Annotated in this window: 14 protein-coding genes and 1 pseudogene; 6 read left to right on the forward strand and 9 right to left on the reverse strand. The window is 62.7% G+C overall.

Annotation, left to right across the window (positions count from 1 at the left end):
• Positions 1 to 215 precede the first annotated feature (215 nt).
• The 3 genes from HNO82_RS04200 to polA all read right to left on the reverse strand — a co-directional run bounded on the left by HNO82_RS04200 (position 216) and on the right by polA (position 6,129).
• Positions 216 to 1,100 carry a dienelactone hydrolase family protein gene (locus tag HNO82_RS04200; protein WP_008334835.1) on the reverse strand — a complete coding sequence of 295 codons (885 nt, stop codon included), beginning with the start codon at positions 1,098 to 1,100 and terminating at the stop codon, positions 216 to 218.
• Between the two features lie 192 nt (positions 1,101 to 1,292).
• Positions 1,293 to 2,981, reverse strand: a complete 1,689-nt coding sequence (locus HNO82_RS04205; protein ID WP_175342854.1) for a methyl-accepting chemotaxis protein — start codon at positions 2,979 to 2,981, stop codon at positions 1,293 to 1,295.
• A gap of 385 nt (positions 2,982 to 3,366) precedes the next feature.
• Positions 3,367 to 6,129, reverse strand: a complete 2,763-nt coding sequence (gene polA, locus HNO82_RS04210) for a DNA polymerase I (RefSeq protein ID WP_175342855.1) — start codon at positions 6,127 to 6,129, stop codon at positions 3,367 to 3,369.
• On the opposite strand from polA, the gene HNO82_RS04215 reads away from it, so the two are divergent.
• The 6 genes from HNO82_RS04215 to HNO82_RS04240 all read left to right on the forward strand — a co-directional run bounded on the left by HNO82_RS04215 (position 6,130) and on the right by HNO82_RS04240 (position 12,467).
• Entirely contained in the window at positions 6,130 to 6,876 is a 747-nt protein-coding gene (locus HNO82_RS04215; protein WP_175342856.1) for an LOG family protein, read from the forward strand.
• A gap of 644 nt (positions 6,877 to 7,520) precedes the next feature.
• Positions 7,521 to 8,216 (forward strand): hypothetical protein, encoded by a 696-nt coding sequence (locus HNO82_RS04220; RefSeq protein ID WP_175342857.1) that lies wholly within the window; start codon positions 7,521 to 7,523, stop codon positions 8,214 to 8,216.
• 148 nt (positions 8,217 to 8,364) lie between these two features.
• On the forward strand, positions 8,365 to 8,802 hold the full coding sequence (locus HNO82_RS04225; protein ID WP_008334824.1) for a hypothetical protein: 438 nt from the start codon (positions 8,365 to 8,367) through the stop codon (positions 8,800 to 8,802).
• Positions 8,803 to 8,977: 175 nt separating this feature from the next.
• Positions 8,978 to 9,931 carry a homoserine kinase gene (locus tag HNO82_RS04230; protein WP_034351627.1) on the forward strand — a complete coding sequence of 318 codons (954 nt, stop codon included), beginning with the start codon at positions 8,978 to 8,980 and terminating at the stop codon, positions 9,929 to 9,931.
• A gap of 11 nt (positions 9,932 to 9,942) precedes the next feature.
• A complete protein-coding gene (locus HNO82_RS04235; protein WP_175342858.1) occupies positions 9,943 to 10,746 on the forward strand; it encodes a BPSS1780 family membrane protein in 804 nt (267 codons plus the stop codon).
• 158 nt (positions 10,747 to 10,904) lie between these two features.
• Entirely contained in the window at positions 10,905 to 12,467 is a 1,563-nt protein-coding gene (locus HNO82_RS04240; protein ID WP_175342859.1) for a methyl-accepting chemotaxis protein, read from the forward strand.
• A gap of 41 nt (positions 12,468 to 12,508) precedes the next feature.
• On the opposite strand, the gene HNO82_RS04245 is transcribed toward HNO82_RS04240, so the two are convergent.
• The 6 genes and pseudogenes from HNO82_RS04245 to HNO82_RS04270 form a co-directional block, all read right to left on the reverse strand.
• Positions 12,509 to 12,970 carry a GNAT family N-acetyltransferase gene (locus tag HNO82_RS04245; protein WP_008334812.1) on the reverse strand — a complete coding sequence of 154 codons (462 nt, stop codon included), beginning with the start codon at positions 12,968 to 12,970 and terminating at the stop codon, positions 12,509 to 12,511.
• A 19-nt stretch (positions 12,971 to 12,989) separates the two neighbouring features.
• Entirely contained in the window at positions 12,990 to 14,462 is a 1,473-nt protein-coding gene (xylB, locus tag HNO82_RS04250; protein WP_008334811.1) for a xylulokinase, read from the reverse strand.
• Positions 14,463 to 14,532: 70 nt separating this feature from the next.
• Positions 14,533 to 15,966 (reverse strand): D-arabinitol 4-dehydrogenase, encoded by a 1,434-nt coding sequence (gene dalD / locus HNO82_RS04255; RefSeq protein WP_175342860.1) that lies wholly within the window; start codon positions 15,964 to 15,966, stop codon positions 14,533 to 14,535.
• 37 nt (positions 15,967 to 16,003) lie between these two features.
• Positions 16,004 to 17,122, reverse strand: coding sequence for an ABC transporter ATP-binding protein (locus HNO82_RS04260; RefSeq protein ID WP_008334806.1), 1,119 nt, complete (start codon positions 17,120 to 17,122; stop codon positions 16,004 to 16,006).
• 52 nt (positions 17,123 to 17,174) lie between these two features.
• Positions 17,175 to 17,900, reverse strand: coding sequence for an HAD family hydrolase (locus HNO82_RS04265; RefSeq protein ID WP_175342996.1), 726 nt, complete (start codon positions 17,898 to 17,900; stop codon positions 17,175 to 17,177).
• Positions 17,900 to 18,679: pseudogene (locus HNO82_RS04270) on the reverse strand (carbohydrate ABC transporter permease); the annotation flags it as partial. The pseudogene HNO82_RS04270 and the gene HNO82_RS04265, both read right to left, overlap by 1 nt.
• Between the last annotated feature and the right edge of the window lie 29 nt (positions 18,680 to 18,708).

Here is an 18,708-nt window from a genome sequence, read left to right on the forward strand (position 1 = left end):
ACCGACTGCTAGCCGCTTCTACTCACTGCCTTGTTTAGCAAACGGCGTGCCAAGGCCGGAGATGCCGCAAACCCATGTGATTTTTCCGTGCATCAATGAAAAAGGGACGGAAAATACCGTCCCCTCACCTGCAAGCTGCACATCTTGGTGCGCCCTGCCTTGATCTGCATCAGAGGCGCACCAAGAAGAAGCCCCTCCGGTTTATGGCATCGGCATCAGGCCACGCCATGCTGCTTGAAGAAGGCCACCACCTTGCTCCACGCATCCTTGGCATCGGCTTCCACATAGCTGGGGCGGTAATCGGCGTTGAAGGCATGGCCGGAATTCATGTAGACGTGGAATTCCGACTTGTTGCCGGCCTTCTGCAGGGCTTCCTTCATCTGCTCCACGGTGGAGACCGGGATACCCTGGTCCTTGCCACCGTACAGGCCGATGACCGGCGTCTTGAGGGTGGCCGCGATATCGATGGGCTGCTGCGGGAACAGAGCGGTCCTGTCGCCCACCAGGCGGCCGTACCAGGCGGCCCCGGCCTTGACCTTGGGATTGTGGGCGCTGTAAAGCCAGACGATGCGGCCCCCCCAGCAGAAGCCGTTGATGCCCAGGCGCTTGAGGTCGCCGCCGTTTTCGCCGGCCCATTTGACGTAGGCATCGATATCCCCCATGACCTGGGCATCGGGCACCTTGGAAATGATTTCCTTCTGCAGTTCGGCAATGGAGGTATAGGCCATGGGATTACCCTGGCGCACGAAGAAATCCGGTGCGATGGCCAGATAACCCAGCTTGGCGAAACGGCGCGCGATATCGGCGATGTGCTCATGCACGCCGAATATCTCGGAGACCACGATGATGACCGGCAGACCGGTCTTGCCCTCGGGCTGGGCACGATAGGCCGGCACGCGCTGGCCGTTGACCTCGATGGAGACCTCGCCGGCGGTGAGGCCCTGGGTATCGGTCTTGATCATGGTCTGCGCGCACACCGGCAGCACGGCGGCGGCAAAGCCGGTGCCCAGGGCGGTCTTGAGGAAAGTGCGGCGGTCAGCGTTGCCGCTCAGGGTACTCTGGCCCAGCAGGCTGTCGACATCATTGCGAAAGTCGTTCATCGGGTTCTCCATCTTGGTGGCACATGGCCTCGTTGTGGTGGAAGTGATGCGGGGCGAGAAGGCGCGCATGAAAAAGCGGCCCTTGCAGACCGCTTCCCTGGAACAGGACACCTGACGGGCCGGCACGCCGTGCGCGCCCGCTCATCCCTAGCCCGAGTCTAACCGCAATCGGCGCTACGCGTTGATGATGCCTCAGCCTTGCACGGCCAGCGCCGGGTTGCCGGGCGGCAGCTCGGGGGCAGCGGGAGTCACGTCGATGACGTGCTCGGTTGCGGCAGCCCGGGCGCGCGCGGAGGAAGCCACCTGCGCCTGCGCCGCATCGATGCGGAACACGCTCACCAACTGCTGCAATCCAGCCGCCTGTTCCTGCAGCGAGCGGGCCGCCGCTGCAGCCTGCTCGACCAGGGCGGCATTCTGCTGCGTCATGTCGTCGATCTGGATGATGGCTTCGTTGACCTGCTCGATACCGCTGCTCTGCTCGCGGTTGGCGTGGGTGATCTCGGTCATCACGTCGGTCACGCGGCGAATGCTGGTGACGATCTCGGTCATGGTGCTGCCGGCCTGTTCGACCAGCTTGCTGCCATTTTCCACCTTGCCCACCGAATCGCCGATGAGCACCTTGATTTCCTTGGCCGCCGAGGCTGAGCGCTGCGCCAGCGAACGCACTTCGGACGCCACCACCGCAAAACCTCGTCCCTGCTCGCCTGCGCGCGCCGCTTCCACCGCGGCGTTGAGTGCGAGGATGTTGGTCTGGAAGGCGATGCCGTCGATCACGCTGACGATGTCGGCCACCTTCTGCGAAGACGCATTGATCGACTGCATGGTCTCCACCACCTGCGAGACGATACTGCCGCCCTGCACCGCGACATCGGAAGCGGCCAGTGCCAGATCGTTGGCCTGGTGCGCGTTCTCGGCATTCTGCTTGACGGTGGAATTGAGCTGCTCCATCGAAGAGGCAGTCTCTTCCAGCGCCCCGGCCTGCTGCTCGGTACGACCCGACAAGTCGAGGTTGCCGCGCGCGATTTCGGTGGAGGCGGTGGTGATGGTTTCCGAACCGCGCCGCACCTCGGCCACGATGGCTGCGAGCTTGTCGCGCATGACCCGCATGGCCGCCAGCAGGCTGTCGTTGTCGCCGGCGCGGGTATCGATCACCACGGCCAGGTCGCCTTCGGCAATCTGTCCGGCGATCTGCACGGCGTAGTCCGGTTCGCCGCCCAGCTTGCGCAGGATCTGGCGCGTGATCCACAGCGCTGCCAGGATCGCGCTCACCACACCAACGGCGCTGATGATCAGCATCAGCAAGCGCGCACGGGCATAGGCGGCGGCACTGCTGTCGGCGGCTTCGCGGTTGAGCTTGTCTTCCAGCGCGGCCAGGGCCTTGAGTTCAACCTGCCAGGATTTCTGCACCGGCAGGTATTGCTCCTTCAGGAATTGCGCCAGCTCATAGGCTTCGCGGCGCTTGCCGAACTCGACCGCCTCGTTGATCAGCTTCTCGGCCTTGGTGGCCTGCGCCTGGATCTTGGGCAGGGCCGCCTTTTCTTCTTCGCTGGTATCGGCCGAGTCGGCAAAGAACTGTTGCAGCTTCTGCGCGGCCATCCTGTACTTGAGCGTCTGGGCTTCGATGTATTGCGCCTCGATGTCCACGTCCTCAGGCGCGGCCGGCAGCATGAGGTTGCGCAGCGAGATGGAGCGCTCACCGACGGTCTCCAGCATGTCCTTGACCAGCGCGCTCTCGGGATTCTTGACCTCGACCACGTGGTTGAAGCGTCCCTGCACCTGGTGCATGTTGAAGATGCCAAAGCCGGTCACCAGCACCAGCAGCATGACTACCAACGCAAACCCGAGCCCCAGGCGCGTACCCACTTTCATTGCAGACTTCATGACGTCTCCTCCCATGTGTTCATCGGAGGCCGGACGGAAAGACGGAGATGACGAAAGCCACGAGCCGCATGCGGTCATGCTCAGGTGTGAATGTGTTTGTCCCCTGCCTGCCTGCCTCAGCCTCGGTTGCCCGGACCCGGTCCGGTTCCACCCAGCGCGTCATCCCGTCTTCGTCGGTCTGCGGTTGTGACGCGATCCTGCTTGTCTTGTGATTCAGGTGTCGACTTGGCCGGCGTTGCTGACGCCTGCTGACGTGTACGACCGGTCTCGGCCCGGTCGCGACGTCAGCTTGCCGTTCTGTCAATCTTGCTTTTTTGCCTAATCGTTCAGGTCCCCGCACTGTCGCGCGGGGGAAAACCGCTTGATCATGACACGGATGTGAAGATTAATGCGCTTCGTCCCAATTCTTACCGATTCCGACCTCGGCAAGCAAGGGAACTTTCAACTCCGCAACATTTTTCATCAATTCCGGCAGCTTTTCACGCACCCTGTCCAGCTCCTGTTGCGGCACTTCCAGCACCAGTTCATCGTGCACCTGCATGATCATGCGGCTGTGCATGCCGGTCGATTCCAGCCAGTCCTGCACGGCGATCATGGCCAGTTTGATGAGGTCGGCGGCAGTGCCCTGCATGGGTGCGTTGATCGCCGCGCGCTCGGCGCCCTGGCGGCGCGGACCGTTGGGGGAGTTGATCTCGGGCAGCCACAGACGACGCCCGAAGACGGTTTCCACATAGCCGCGCGCCTTGGCCTGCAGGCGTGTTTCATCCATATAGCGCTTCACGCCCGAGAAGCGCATGAAGTACTTGTCGATGTACATCTGCGCCGCCGAACGTTCGATGCCCAGGTTGCCGGCCAGGCCAAAGGCGCTCATGCCGTAGATCAAGCCGAAGTTGATGACCTTGGCATAGCGGCGCTGCTCGGACTCGACCTGCTCGGGCGCGATGCCGAAGATTTCGGCGGCGGTCGCCTTGTGGATGTCTTCGTTGTTGGCGAAGGCCTTCAACATGTTCTCGTCTTCCGAGATATGCGCCATGATGCGCAGCTCGATCTGCGAATAGTCGGCCGAGACGATCACGCTGCCTTCAGGCGCAACGAAGGCTTCGCGGATGCGACGACCTTCCGCGGTACGGATCGGGATGTTCTGCAGGTTGGGCTCGTTGGAGGACAGACGGCCGGTCACCGCCACGGCCTGCGCGTAATTGGTATGCACGCGACCGGTGGCCGGATTGATCATCTTGGGCAGCTTGTCGGTATAGGTGGACTTGAGCTTGGCCAGGCCGCGATAGTCCAGCAGCACCTTGGGCAGCGGATAATCCTCGGCCAGTTTCTGCAATACTTCTTCATCGGTGGACGGCGCGCCGGAGGCGGTCTTCTTGACCACCGGCAGTTCCAGCTTGCCGAACAGGATCTCGCCCAGTTGCTTGGGCGAATTCAGATTGAAGGGCTGACCGGCCAGATCGTAGGCCTGCTGTTCGATTTCCAGCATCCGCTTGCCAAGATCGTGCGATTGCTGGCCCAGACGGTCGCTGTCGATCAGCACGCCATTGCGCTCGATCTTCTGCAGTACCACCGAGGTCGGGACTTCGATCTTCTCGTAGATGAAGCGCAGTTTCTCATCATGCTCGATCTGCGGCCACATGGCCTGATGCAGCGCCAGCGTGACCTCGGCATCTTCGGCGGCATATTCGGTGGCGCGCTCGATGGCCACTTCATTGAAGCCTATCTGGGAAGCGCCCTTGCCGCATACCTCGGCATAGGTGATGGTCTTGCGCTCCAGGTGACGCGCGGCCAGGCTGTCCATGTCGTGCGGACGATGCGATTCGAAGACGTAGGATTCCAGCAGCGTATCGTGCTTGATGCCTGCAAGACGGATGCCGTAGTTGGCGAAGATGTGACTGTCGTATTTCAGATGCTGGCCGAGCTTGGGCTTGCTGGCGTCTTCCAGCCAGGGCTTCAGTTTGGCCAGCACGTGTTCGCGCGACAATTGTGCGGGGGCATCCTGGTAGCTGTGCGCCACCGGAATGTAGGCAGCACGGCCCGGCTCGCAGCACAGCGAGATGCCGACCAGCTCGGCTTGCATCGCGTCCAGCGAGGTGGTCTCGGTATCGACGGCGGTCAGCTCGGCGGCGTTGATGGCGGTGATCCACTGATCCAGCTGCGCATCGGTGAGCACGGTCTCGTACTCGACCTTGGGCGCGGCGGCAAAGAGGCCACCCTGGGCCGGCGTTTCCAGTGCCGCTGCGGCACTGGCACCGACCAGCGGGGCCTTGGCACCAGTGGGCTCGCTGCCCTCGCCCAGCTCGCGCAGCCAGGTGCGGAAGTTGTAGCGGGTGAAGAGATCCTTGAGCACTTCCTTGTCGACCGGCTGCATGGTCAGCGATTCGAGGATGGACTTCATGTGCGCCGACAGGTCGCAATCGGTCTTGACCGTCACCAGTACGCGGCCTTGTGGCAGCCAGTCCAAGGCACGGCGCAAGTTCTCGCCGACCACGCCGGTGATCTTGTCGGCATTGGCCATGACGCCATCGAGCGAGCCATAGGCGGTGAGCCACTTCACGGCGGTCTTGGGGCCGCACTTCTCGACGCCGGGCACGTTGTCGACGGTGTCACCGATGAGGCTCAGATAATCGACGATGCGCTCGGGCGGCACGCCGAATTTGGCGGTCACGCCGGCAATGTCGAGAACTTCATTGCTCATCGTGTTGACCAAGGTCACGTGTTCGTTGACCAGTTGGGCCATGTCCTTGTCGCCGGTGGAGACGATGGTGTCGAGGCCGGCGGCGGTGGCTTGTACGGAGAGCGTACCGATGACGTCATCGGCCTCGATGCCCTCGACCATCAGGATCGGCCAGCCCAGGGCGCGCACGGCGGCGTGGATCGGTTCGATCTGCAATGCCAGGTCTTCCGGCATGGATTTGCGGGTGGCCTTGTAGTCGGGATAGAGATCATCACGGAAAGTCTTGCCCTTGGCATCGAACACACAGGCCACGTAACTTGCGGGATAATCGTTGCGCAGTCGGCGCAGCATATTGATGATGCCGTAGAGCGCACCGGTGGGCGCGCCTTCCGCGTTACGCATATCGGGCAGGGCATGGAATGCACGATAGAGGTAACTGGAACCATCAACTAACAACAAGGTTTTTTGCATATGGAACAGAGAGGAAAAAATGTCCCGCGTCTGCGGGAGGTGGGGGACATCGAACGCGCGACGGCCAAGAAGGCGCGCGAGTCGTGGCATGTACTCACGATTATGGCAGAATTCATCGAATCGACCGAACGTCTCTCCGAGCTGCGTCCTGCCGTTTCCATCTTCGGTTCTGCCCGGATCAAGCCCGACAATCCCCATTATCAACTGTGTGTGGAGATCGCCCGTCTGATCTCCGACGCCGGCTATGCCGTCATCTCCGGTGGCGGCCCCGGCATCATGGAGGCGGCCAACAAGGGCGCCTACGAAGGTGCCTCGCCCTCGGTGGGCCTGAACATCGAACTGCCGCACGAACAGCACGGTAATGCGTGGCAGGATATCTCACTGTCCTTCCGTCACTTCTTCGCGCGCAAGGTGGCGTTCGTCAAGTATGCCGATGCCTATGTGGTCTTGCCGGGCGGCTTCGGCACGCTCGATGAACTGACCGAAGCGCTGACCCTCATGCAGACCGGCAAGTCGCGCATGATGCCGGTGATCCTGGTGGGTAGCGAATTCTGGGCCGGTCTGGTGGACTGGATCAAGACTCGTCTGGTGGACGATGGCATGATCTCGCCCAAGGATGTCAACCTGCTGCAGGTGATCGACGAGCCTGCGGAAGTGCTGGCAGCGATCCAGAAATTCCACGCCGAGAAGGACAAGGCGGCGGAAACCCAGCAGGAAGCAGAGCGGCAGAGCGGGATGTATCTGTAAGCGGCTGCGGTTGTAGTCTTCCTCCATGCGGGCGGGACGTGAGAGCGTTTCGCCCGCTTGTTTTTTGAGCGTTTGCAGGAAGAAAGCAACAACCAGGGCCTGTTCTCGTCACTCTTTAAATGATCGCATCCGATATTTCGACGTCGACGACCCTGACTATGAGAAGACGCTCTTCATGCCTCCACCTTGGGGTGATCGCCTCAGCACGTCAATACCTCTGTTTACCTTTGTTGCGGTAAGCATTACAGCTGGCATGCAATACGACTTCTTTCAACTTCTTTCCAATCTGGGCGGGTGCAATCGTCAACATAAAAATGTCACTTCACCGCTCGTCTGTAGCTGCGCCGCCTCGCTGTCGGCACTCATCCTGAGATTGCCGGCGTCTTTGCACCACACTTCGCTCAATGCGCCCTGATTACTCGGAAACTCAATGGCAGCGGGCGGAAAAATGCCTGACATTTCACATCCCCCCTCATACGCCAATACCACCCCCGCCTAAACGTCACCTCCCACAAGCCGCTCACCCCCCATGAGTGCAAAAATCTTCACTTCCCTCACCAACGTACGATTTGAAACGACCGCGTGAGAATTCATGATGCAAGGCAACTACGTGAAGATTCATTTCATTTTCCCCTTGTACCATCATGCCGGTCGCCCGCGTCTACCTTACCCAGCTGCTCTTGAGTACGCTCTACGCCGGGCTGTTCCTGAGCCTGGTGCCGATCGCCGCGGGTGTAGCCATGCTGTTGCTGCCGCCGGCGATCCTGCACGAATGGGGACTCCACCCCGGACGGGCCGCCCTGCTGCAGCATCGGGAGGCGCTCTACTGGCTGACGGCCGGGCTCATGAGCATCACCCTGGCGGCCTTCTACTACGGTATGGGCCGCGTCATCGTGCTGGCCAAGCCGCGCTGGCGTCCGGCCTACCAGACCACCACCCTGCTCTACATGCTGTTGATGAGCTATGGCGTGGCCATCGCGCTGGTCACCACTACCCGCCCGCACTACCGGCAATGCGAGATGTACACCCAGAAGCTCAATGGCGGCCTGCGCGAGTACCGGGGCGAACAGTTTCGCATTGAATTGTGCGGCAGCGGCAGCGATGCCGACCGGCGCGACCACATCCGCCTGCGCATCTTCGATGAAAAGGGCGAATGGCGCGCAGTACGTTACTTCACCGTGCGATGGGGCGGCCCCTACCCCGTGCTGCTGGACTATGCACGCGACCACTTCGCCTACTTCGATGCCAGCGAAGGCGAAGATGAAGATTTCGTCAAGGTCGTCCCCATGCCGCCCACCCTGGCAGACTGGCTCAGTACCCGCATCCCGCTGCTGGACTAGCGTCGGCGGCAGGGTACTGTGCAAACCAGCGCACGTGCTCGCATCAGAACGTTGTCCAATTAACCATTCCTGTGAAGAAACGCGAGGGCCAGACCTTGATGGTTTGCTACAATGAAGAAAACGACACCCCCTTTTTCTTCACAAGATCATGAAACCATCCCAACTCCGGTTCAAAGAGTCCCTGGCAGCGCTGCTGCTGTGCGCATCGGCTGGCCTGGCCGCGCCGCTGGCCCTGGCGCAAACCCCGCCCGCTGGCCTGGCTGCCCAGCCCGCTCCGCCGCCGCCCGAACTGGAGAAGCTGGAAGAAGGCGAACCGCCAGCCGTGACCATCCGCAAGCCCGGCGAAGACAGCCGCAATCAGGGCAACAGCATCAAGGAACGCCGTGACCACGGCCAGACCAAGGAAATCGAGGTCAAGTCCGGCCCCAGCACCTATTACATCCGCCCCAATCCGCAACTGGGCGGCTCCACCCCCGGCGATGCACAAAGCCCGCCACCCAGCTCGGCCCAGTGGAAGGTCGGCGAGTTCGACTGGGGCGTGAAAAAGCCCCAGCAAGGCGAAACCGACGACACCACCAAGAAGTGATCCCGTGATCGCGCCCTTGCCCCTGCGGTGAAGGGCGCATGCACTACCACGTTAGCCGGCCGCACTGCGCGGCCGGTCCAGGAACAGGAAGGTCGGCGTATCTGCCGCCTGCCTCGCGCAGCTGCCGGACCTGTCGGCAATGCGCCTCAGCCAGTACCCTCTTTTCATTTTCGTCATGGCAGTCTTTACACCGGTCAGTCTGGAACAACTCTCGGACTGGATTGAACAATTCCCGCTCGGCCGCGCCACCTCGATCAAGGGCATCTCCTCGGGCATCGAAAACAGCAATTTCTTCATCGGCACGGAGCGCGGTGAATACGTACTCACCCTGTTCGAGAAGCTGCACATCGAACAGCTGCCCTTCTACCTGGAACTGATGCGCCACCTGGCACAACGCGGCATTCCAGTACCCGCGCCGGTGCCCAACGACAAGGGCGCCATCGTCAGTCTGCTCAACGACAAGCCGGCGGCCATCGTCAGCAAGCTCGAAGGCCAGTCCCAGCTGGACCCGCAACCGGTGCACTGCGCCGCTCTGGGCGACATGCTGGCGCGCATGCACCTGGCAGCCAAGGATTTCAAGATCCTGCAGCCCAACCTGCGCGGCCTGGCCTGGTGGCTGGAGACCACCCCGGCCGTACTGCCCTTCCTGCCGACCGAACTGGGCCAGTTGCTCGCCAGTGAAGTGCAGTACCAGAAGGACTTCGCCGCCACCGCCGACTACCGCGCCCTGCCGCGCGGTCCGGTGCATGCCGACCTGTTCCGCAACAATGCGATGTTCGTGGGCGAGCAGCTCTCGGGCATCTTCGATTTCTATTTCGCCGGCTGCGATACCTGGCTCTTCGACCTGGCCGTGACCGTCAACGACTGGTGCGTCGACCTGGACACGGGCGTACTTGACACCACCCGCAGCGATGCCATGCTGGCCGCCTATCGCGCCGTGCGTCCGTTCTCGGAGGCCGAGCGCATTGCCTGGCAGCCCATGCTGCGTGCCGCCGCCCTGCGCTTCTGGCTGTCGCGCCTGTACGATTTCTACCTGCCGCGCGAAGCCGAAATGCTCACGCCGCATGATCCCACGCACTTCGAACGCATCCTGCGCCTGCGCATCCAGGATGCGCCACCATCGCTGTAAGCACTGGAACCATGGAAAAGATCCCCGCACACACCGGCTGGTCCTGGGTCAAACAGGGCTTCGCCTTGTTCAGAAAACAACCGGCCGAGATCTCGACGCTGTTCTTCGCCTACATGTTCCTGATGCTGGCCCTGGGCATCATCCCGGTGCTCGGCCAGATGCTGCCGCTGATCCTCATCCCGCTGTTCTCGATGTCCTTCATGCAGGCCTGCGCCCAGATCGAGCGCGGTGAACGGGTCTTCCCCAACCTGCTGCTGGTGGGCTTTCGCAGCCCGGCGCGCAATACGCTGTTGAAACTCGGCCTGCTCTACCTGCTGGTGGCCACGCTGGTGGTGGCAGCCTCGGCACTGGCCGATGGCGGCACCTTCTGGAAAGCCATGATGGGTGGCGGGCTGTCGACCAAGGAACTGGAAAGCGCCGCCGGCAGCATGCGCTTGGCCATGCTGGTGGCCGCCGCCCTCTATGTACCGGCCGCCATGGCCTTCTGGTACGCGGCGCCCCTGATCATGTGGCAGCAGATGCCGCTGGGCAAAGCGCTGTTCTACAGCTTCTTCACGGTACGCCGTGCCGGTGGCGCTTTCCTGCTCTACGGCCTGGCCTGGATCGTGATCGCCATCGTGGTCCCCACCGTCATCAGCATGGTCATCACGCTGCTGACCGGCAGCATCACGGTGGTGTTCTTCATTTTGCTGCCGATCTCGATAATATTGACGGTCATCATGTACTGCTCGTTCTATCCGACCTACACTAGCGTCTTCGGAAAGCCCCGCAGAGGGTCCGACAGCCCGCAATCCGGAGACAATCCCACCGACTGACGCCTCATTCCCGTCAGACGGGACCTGCGCCAGGCTGTCGCTGCCTGGCGCGCCCGGCTCGAAGCGTTCGCAAGGGAAAGGCGAACGCTGCCTGCTCGACCGCCCCCCCGCCAGTTGGACTTTCCATCACCACACAGCTTCTTACACGGGGGTACCAGATGCGCATGAACATGCCGGTCACAGGACAGGAGCGCCTGCTCATCGATGGCCGGGCCATCGTTTCCAAGACCGATCTCCAGGGCAACATCACCTACGTCAATCCCTACTTCATCGAAATCAGCGGTTTCGAGGAAGAGGAATTGCTGGGCGCGCCGCAAAACCTGATCCGTCATCCCGACATGCCGTCCGAAGCCTTCGCCGACATGTGGGCCACGATCAAAGGTGGTACGCCCTGGACCGGGCTGGTCAAGAACCGCAGCAAGAACGGTGACCATTACTGGGTCCGTGCCAACGTCACGCCCATCCGCGAGAACGGCCAGGTGGTCGGCTACATGTCGGTGCGGACCAAGCCTGAACGCGCAGCCGTGGAGGGAGCCGAGCAACTTTACGCCCGCATCCGGCGCGGTCAGGCCAAGGGGATCGCCCTGCATCGCGGCGAGGTGGTGCGCACGGGACTGGCGGGATGGCTGGGAAAGCTCGGCCGCATGCAGTTGAATACGCGCCTCAATCTTTCCATGGGCGTGATGCTGTCCATCCAGATCGCGGTCGTGGTGGCCGGCATGATGACGCTGCACCAGTGGTGGATCAGCGCGCTGGCGGCGGCCGCGGCACTGCTGTCGGTGGTGCAGTGGATCGCCCTGCGCGCCGCGCTCATCAAGCCTTTGCAGCAGGCGCTGGACATTACGCATGCCATCACCGGTGGCGATCTCTCGGTGCACATCGAGAGTGCCCGCCATGATGAGCTGGGGCGCCTGCTGGCCTCGCTGCGCCAGATGAATGTAAATCTGACTGCCATCATCGGCGACGTGCGCTCCAACGTCGAGACCATCAACCTGGCCACGCGCGAAATCGCTACCGGCAACATGGACCTGTCGCGCCGGACCGAACAGCAGGCGGCCAACCTCGAAGAAACCGCGTCGAGCATGCACCAGCTGGCCGGGACGGTGCGCCAGAATGCCGATCACGCGGGCCAGGCCAACGAGCTGGCCGGCACCGCATCGGCCATTGCCATGCGCGGTGGCGATGCCGTGGCCAGCACCGGCACGACGATGAACGAGATCAGCGAATCCTCCAACAAGATCGTCGACATCATTGGCCTCATCGACAGCATCGCCTTCCAGACCAACATTCTGGCGCTCAACGCCGCCGTGGAAGCAGCGCGTGCCGGCGAGCAGGGCCGCGGCTTTGCCGTGGTGGCCTCGGAAGTGCGCATGCTGGCGCAGCGCTCGGCGGCAGCGGCCAAGGAGATCAAGCAGTTGATCGACGACTCGGTAGCCAAGGTGGAAGTAGGCAACCGCCAGGTCGAGCAGGCCAGCAGCACCATGCGCGACATCGTGGCGTCGGTGCAGCGGGTCTCGGGCATCATGAGCGAGATCAACGAAGCGACCCAGCAGCAGAGCGCGGGCATCAACCAGGTGCACGAAGCCATCACGCAGATGGATGCCAGCACCCAGCAGAATGCCTCGCTGGTGGAAGAAGCGGCGGCCGCCGCCACCAGCCTGGAAGAGCAGACCATGCGTCTGCTGCAGGCGATTTCGGTGTTCAAGTTCAAGCGGCGATGAGACGCTACACCCGGATAGCGGATCTGTAGCGACGGGCTCGCTCAGGGCTGTGCAGCTCCCGCCAGCACCTGGTGATAAGTGATATAGACCTGCTCCCGCTCATAGCCCAGCGCTTCGTAAAGTCGCTGGGCGGTCAAGTTGGTCGTAGCGGTATCGAGCGTGATCCTTTGCGCCCCCCGCGCGCTGAAGTGATCGCGGAGATACTTCATCAGCGTGCGGCCATGGCCTTGCTGGCGCGCACTGTGGATGACATACAGATCGGAAAGATACTGGTAAGGGCGCATGCTCAGTGAACAAGTTGCGGGATAGCACTGCGCGAAAGCAATCGCGTTTCCCGCGTCATCGATCAACAAGAACATCGAAGACCGACGCAATCGCAAGTTCTCTTCCAGAAAGTGACGACATGCCGGCAAGTCGTCCTGATATTCATAGAAGATTCGGTAGTCGTTGAACAAGCTGGCCAGGATATCGAGCTGGGCTTCACTGCATTCGATGACCTGCATATCTCTCCTCTGATTGAAGTTAAGGGCCCTCCCCGTGCAAGGGTGCAAACGGCGCATAGATGGCCCGATAGCGTTGCAAGCGCACCTGCAGGGCCGCATGCCTTGCCGCATCCGGCTGGTACAGCGCCTGCCGGGCCGGTTTGCGGCAGACCTCGGCTTCGTCCCCCCCATCGGCCAGCCAGGCCAGCCGTGCCGCACCCAGCGCACCACCGGCTTCACTACCCACGTGCGTGACGATGCGGACCTCCAGCGCATCGGCGAGCAATTGTGCCCAATAGACGCTACGCGCTCCACCCCCTACCAGCGACAATTCGGCCACATCCGTGCCCGCTGCACGCAGTGCATCCAACCCATCCACCATGCCGAAGGCCACGCCCTCGAGTACCGCATAACCGAGGGCGGCACGCTGGTGTTCCGGGGTCAGCCCGTGGAAGACGCCGGTCGCATAGGGATCATTGTGGGGGGTGCGCTCGCCCGAGAGATACGGCAGGAACAATGGGGCATTGTTGCGCGCTTCTTCATCGAGTTGCTCGATCTCGGCCAGCAGGCTTTTCTCGTCCACCGAACACAGACGGCAGAACCAGCGCAGGCAACTGGCCGCCGAAAGCATCACGCTCATCTGGTGCCAGCGCTGCGGCAGCGTATGACAGAAGGCGTGAATCGCGCGTCCTGGATTCGGGCGGAAGCGGTCATTGACCACGAACAGCACGCCCGAGGTGCCCAGCGAAAGGAAGCCATCACCCGGCCTGACTGCACCGATCCCGACCGCACTGGCCGCACCATCGCCAGCACCACCAGCAACGATGACGTCCGCATCCAGCCCCCACGCCTGCGCCACTTCCGGCAACAACGTACCGGACACTGCACTGCCATCGACCAGCATGGGCATCTGGTCGCGCCGCATGCCCGAGGCGGCCAGCAATTCATCGGACCAGTTGCGTCCTTCCACATCCAGCCACAGCGTGCCCGCCGCATCCGACGGATCGGAGACCTTGCCACCGGTCATCATCAAACGCAGCCAATCCTTGGGCAGCAGCACGGTAGCGATGCGCGCAAACAGCTGCGGCTCATGCCGCGCCACCCATAGCAGCTTGGGCGCGGTGAAGCCCGGCATGGCCAGGTTACCGGCGATGCCATGCAGGCGCGGCGCGCGGCGTTCCAGCTCGGCGCATTCAGGAGCACTGCGCGAATCGCTCCAGAGGATGGCCGGACGCAGCACGGCATCCTGCGCATCCAGCAACACCGCCCCGTGCATCTGACCCGACAGGCCAATGGCGCGGATGCTGCCGAAACGCTCACTGCCGAGCTGCTCGCGCAGCTTGTCCACGGTGGCACAGGTGGCCTGCCACCAATCGGCAGGGTTCTGCTCGGACCAGCGCGGATGCGGGCGCGAGACGCTCAGCGTACTTCCGGCCAATGCCAGCAGCGCGCCCGCGTCGTCAATCACCACCGCCTTGACCTCGGACGTACCCAGGTCGATCCCAAGATACATGGTGCTCCTCGTTATTCGTTATCCGTCACGGAACGGCAATTCTATGCTGCCTCGCCTGCAAAGGGCAGCCTCAGCGCGCCTGCGTCAGCCACTGCTGCACGCGCTCATGGGCCGTGCGCACCAGGGCCACCAGCCGCGCATCACCGGCCAGTTCACCCCACAGCACGGCATCCTGACAGAAGGCCAGCACGACATCCTCGGCCTCCAGCATGCGGCGCGCAGCGGCAGCATCGAAGATGCCGTCCTGGTATTCGTAAGGCAGCTGGCCAGCCGCCCAGCGCTGCAGGAAGGCCAGGAACAGGGCTGGCAGCATGGCGGTGGCCTGCGGATGACGGCCCGCATCGAGGCTCTCCTGCAAGGTCGGACGGATGAAGCCGGGGATCTTGGAATAGCCATCGGCGGCCACGCGCTGGTTGGTGTCCTGGATGGCCGGGTTGGAGAAGCGCGCCAGCGTCGTATCGCGGTACGCCGCCAGGTCGATGGGGCTGGGCGTGAGACAGGGGATCACGTCCTGCGTTACGTAGTCATGCGCCATCTGGCCGATATCGTCGCGCAGCGTGCCCTCGTGGATGTATTGCAGCCCAACCAGCGTACCGGCCCAGGCAATGCAGCTATGGCTGGCATTGAGAATGCGGATCTTGGCTTCCTCATAGGGCAGCACTGACTGCACCATCTCCACACCCGCCGCCTCCAGGCGTGGACGACCGGCCTTGAAGTCGTCTTCGATCACCCATTGGATGAAGGACTCGCCCATCAGGGCGCAGGGATCGTCGACACCTGTCTTTTCCTTCACACGGGCCGCAACCGCCGGTGTTGGGCGGGGTGTGATGCGGTCCACCATGGCGTTCGGGCTGCTGGTGTTGGCCTCCATCCAGGCCACCAGTGCGGTCTCGCCGCGCAGCCTCAGGAACTGGCGCAGGCCATCACGAAAACGCTCGCCATTGTGGCGCAGGTTGTCACAGTTCAGGAGCGTCAGGGCCGCTTGCGGATGCGCCTGGCTGCGCGCACGCAGGATCGCGGCAATCGCGCCGTAGATGGTGCGGGGCGTACCGCTGCCATCGAGGGCGCAACGCAGATCATCGGCCAGGTCGGGGTTGCCGGTGTCGAGCTGGTAGTGGTGGTCGAGGTAGTAGCCGCCTTCGGTCACGGTGAAGGAGATGATGCGGGTACGTTCTTCGGCACCAGCGGCGATCAGTTGCTTGAGCTGCGCATCCCACGGCAGGATGCGGCCGATGGCGGCGATGCGCTGGTAGCTGCGCTCACCCTGGGGCGTGACGGTTTCCAGCGTGTACTGGCCCTGCTGGCGCGCCAGCGCCTCCAGCAGCGGGCTCATGTCGGCGCGGATATTGGCCAGCGCCAGTTGCCAGCGACGGTCGGCACCACTCTCGCGCAAGGCATTGAGGTAGACCGCCTGGTGGGCGCGATGGAAGGAGCCGGCGCCGATGTGCAGCCAGGTCAGGCTGTCAGCGGCGTCCTGGTCGGGAGAGGTGGCGGTACGGGTCATGCCTGGTCCTTGTCGATGAAGTGAATGTACGGAGAGGTCAATGCTGGCGCTGCGCCGCCCCGCTCGATGCCAGGCGCGGCAAGGCCTGACCGTCGGCACCGAACAGGTGGCAGCGCGCCGGATCAGCGGCCAGGTGCAAGAGGCTGCCATGCGGCGGATCGAGACTGTCGGGAACCCGCAGGATCAACGCATCTTCGCTGCCTTCATAGGCCGCATAGAGGTAAGAGAAATCGCCCAGCAGTTCCAGTGCCGTGCAGCGTGCCTGCAACGCGGCCTGGCCTTCGGCGATGTTGAGATGTTCCGGACGCACGCCCAGCGTGACCTTCTGGCCCGCCTGCAGCGTGCTGCCGTCGACGGCTGCCCATTGCAGGCCGCCACCGGGCAACTGCACCTGTACACCCTCGGCCTGGATGGCGGCCACGCTGCCATCGATGAAGTTCATCTTGGGCGAACCGATGAAACCGGCCACGAAGCGATTGGCCGGATGGTGGTAGAGCTGCTGGGGCGAACCCACCTGTTCGATGCGGCCCTCGGAGAGCACCACGATCTTGTCGGCCAGGGTCATGGCTTCGATCTGGTCGTGGGTGACGTAGATCATGGTGGTCTTGAGTTCATCATGCAGCTTGGCGAATTCCAGGCGCATCTTCACGCGCAGGGCTGCATCCAGGTTAGACAGCGGTTCATCGAACAGGAACACGCTGGGCTGGCGCGTGATGGCACGACCGATGGCCACGCGCTGGCGTTGGCCGCCGGAGAGCGCACGGGGCTTGCGGTCCAGCAGGTGATCGATGTGCAGAATCTTCGCCGCATGCTGGACGGCGGCATCGATCTCGGCCTTGGACTTGCCGGCGATCTTGAGGCCGAAAGCCATATTGTCGTACAGGCTCATGTGCGGATACAGCGCATAGGACTGGAACACCATGGCCACGCCGCGCTTGGAGGCGGGTACGTCGTTCATGCGGCGGGTGCCGATGTCGAGGTCGCCATCGCTGATCTCTTCGAGTCCTGCGATCATGCGCAGCAAGGTCGACTTGCCGCAGCCCGAGGGACCGACGAAGACGACGAATTCGCCATCCTCGATATCCAGATTGATGTCGCGCATGACTTCGTTGTCGTCGTAGCGCTTGGCCAGATTTCTGATGCTCACGGCTGCCATGGGATTCTCCTCGTTCTCTTGTAGGGGGGACTGCGCGCTGCTTGTTGCTTGTTCAGCGCAGCCAGATCAATTCACTCACCAGTTGCGGAAACTGTTTCATGTCCTCGAAGACCTGATGCGCACCGGCCTCCTTCAGTTTGCGCGCCATCGCCTTGCGGTCATGCGCCACGCCGGTGAAGCCCAGTACGTGCATGCCGGCGGCCACCGCCGCTCGCACGCCAGTGACGCTGTCATCGACCGCCACGCAACGCGCCGGTTCGACGCCGAATCCGGCGGCGGCGGCGAGATACACATCCGGCGCAGGCTTGGGATGGGCCACATCGTGACCGCTGTAGATCCGTCCGGCAAACTGCGAATACAAACCGCAGCGACGCAGGCCCGCCTCGATGCGTGGTGCGTCGCTGTTGCTGGCCACCGCGCGCGGCAGGCGGATCGCCTGCAAGGCCTCGACCACGCCCGGCACCGGCTGCGCTTCTTCGCCGCAGGCCAGCGCCACGCTCTGATGGATGCGCTCGGTGCGGATCGCATCCAGACCCAGCTCGAATTCCATATCGACTTCGCCCAGCAGGATGTCGGTGTACATGCCCAGACGATGCGCAATGGCGCTATGCAGGGCGGCACTGCGCTGTGCCTCGTGCTGCGCGTCGTCAGCCCCGCTGCAGGCCGGCAGCAGCGGCAGCAATTCACGATGCAGCACGCGCAGCGCGATGCTCTCGCTGTCGAGCAATACGCCGTCGCAGTCGCAGATCAGATGGGTGATCGCCTGACGGACCATCATCATTTCACCGCGCCGAAGGTCAGGCCGCGTACCAACTGCTTCTGTGCCAGCCAGCCCAGCGCCATGATGGGAGCAATGGCCAGCAGCGACGCCGCCGACAGCTTGGCCCAGAACAATCCTTCCGGATTGGAATAGGAGGCAATGAAGACCGTCAACGGCGCCGCATCGATGCTGGTCAGGTTGAGGCTCCAGAAGGCTTCATTCCACGACAGGATGACCAGCAGCAGGGCCGTGGAGGCCAGCCCCGGCATGGCCGTCGGCAGGAGCAGGTAAATCATTTCCTGCCAGGCGTTGGCACCATCGATGCGGGCTGCCTCGAGAATTTCCTTGGGCACGTCATTGAAGTAGGTGAAGGCCATCCACACCGCGATGGGCAGGTTGATGAGCGTGTAGATGATGGTCAGGCCAGTCACCGTATCGAGCAGGCCGGTATTCTTGGCCAGCAGGTAGATCGGGATCAGCACCCCCACCGCCGGCATCATCTTGGTGGAGAGCATCCACAGCAGCAGCTTCTGCGTGCGACCGGTCGGGAAAAAGGCCATCGAGTAAGCGGCCGGTACCGCCAGCAGCAGCGACAGCAGGGTCGAGCCCAGCGAGACGATCAGCGAATTCTGCACATAGCCCAGGTAGTGGCTGCGACTGAAGACTTCGCGGAAGGTGTCCAGCGTTGGCAGGAAGATCAGCGAGGGTGTATAGGCCTGAGATTCGGTCTTGAAAGCCGTCACCGCCACCCAGAAGATGGGGAAGAACAGCACGATGGCGCAGGTCCAGCCCAGCAGCGTTACCCACAGGGGGCTTTTCTTTGGAT

Origin of the sequence: Herbaspirillum sp. C9C3 (assembly GCF_013359625.1) — a bacterium.
In the GTDB taxonomy this organism is placed as follows: domain Bacteria; phylum Pseudomonadota; class Gammaproteobacteria; order Burkholderiales; family Burkholderiaceae_D; genus Herbaspirillum.

What these genes read in the sequence shown, in the direction of transcription:
- polA (WP_175342855.1), bottom strand. Translation starts at nt 6,129, where the DNA reads ATGCAAAAAACCTTGTTGTTAGTTGATGGTTCCAGTTACCTCTATCGT.
- dalD (WP_175342860.1), bottom strand. Translation starts at nt 15,966, where the DNA reads ATGACCCGTACCGCCACCTCTCCCGACCAGGACGCCGCTGACAGCCTG.
- HNO82_RS04230 (WP_034351627.1), top strand. Translation starts at nt 8,978, where the DNA reads ATGGCAGTCTTTACACCGGTCAGTCTGGAACAACTCTCGGACTGGATT.
- HNO82_RS04225 (WP_008334824.1), top strand. Translation starts at nt 8,365, where the DNA reads ATGAAACCATCCCAACTCCGGTTCAAAGAGTCCCTGGCAGCGCTGCTG.
- HNO82_RS04200 (WP_008334835.1), bottom strand. Translation starts at nt 1,100, where the DNA reads ATGAACGACTTTCGCAATGATGTCGACAGCCTGCTGGGCCAGAGTACC.
- HNO82_RS04215 (WP_175342856.1), top strand. Translation starts at nt 6,130, where the DNA reads ATGGAACAGAGAGGAAAAAATGTCCCGCGTCTGCGGGAGGTGGGGGAC.
- HNO82_RS04265 (WP_175342996.1), bottom strand. Translation starts at nt 17,900, where the DNA reads ATGATGGTCCGTCAGGCGATCACCCATCTGATCTGCGACTGCGACGGC.
- HNO82_RS04245 (WP_008334812.1), bottom strand. Translation starts at nt 12,970, where the DNA reads ATGCAGGTCATCGAATGCAGTGAAGCCCAGCTCGATATCCTGGCCAGC.
- HNO82_RS04220 (WP_175342857.1), top strand. Translation starts at nt 7,521, where the DNA reads ATGCCGGTCGCCCGCGTCTACCTTACCCAGCTGCTCTTGAGTACGCTC.
- xylB (WP_008334811.1), bottom strand. Translation starts at nt 14,462, where the DNA reads ATGTATCTTGGGATCGACCTGGGTACGTCCGAGGTCAAGGCGGTGGTG.
- HNO82_RS04205 (WP_175342854.1), bottom strand. Translation starts at nt 2,981, where the DNA reads ATGAAGTCTGCAATGAAAGTGGGTACGCGCCTGGGGCTCGGGTTTGCG.
- HNO82_RS04235 (WP_175342858.1), top strand. Translation starts at nt 9,943, where the DNA reads ATGGAAAAGATCCCCGCACACACCGGCTGGTCCTGGGTCAAACAGGGC.
- HNO82_RS04240 (WP_175342859.1), top strand. Translation starts at nt 10,905, where the DNA reads ATGCGCATGAACATGCCGGTCACAGGACAGGAGCGCCTGCTCATCGAT.
- HNO82_RS04260 (WP_008334806.1), bottom strand. Translation starts at nt 17,122, where the DNA reads ATGGCAGCCGTGAGCATCAGAAATCTGGCCAAGCGCTACGACGACAAC.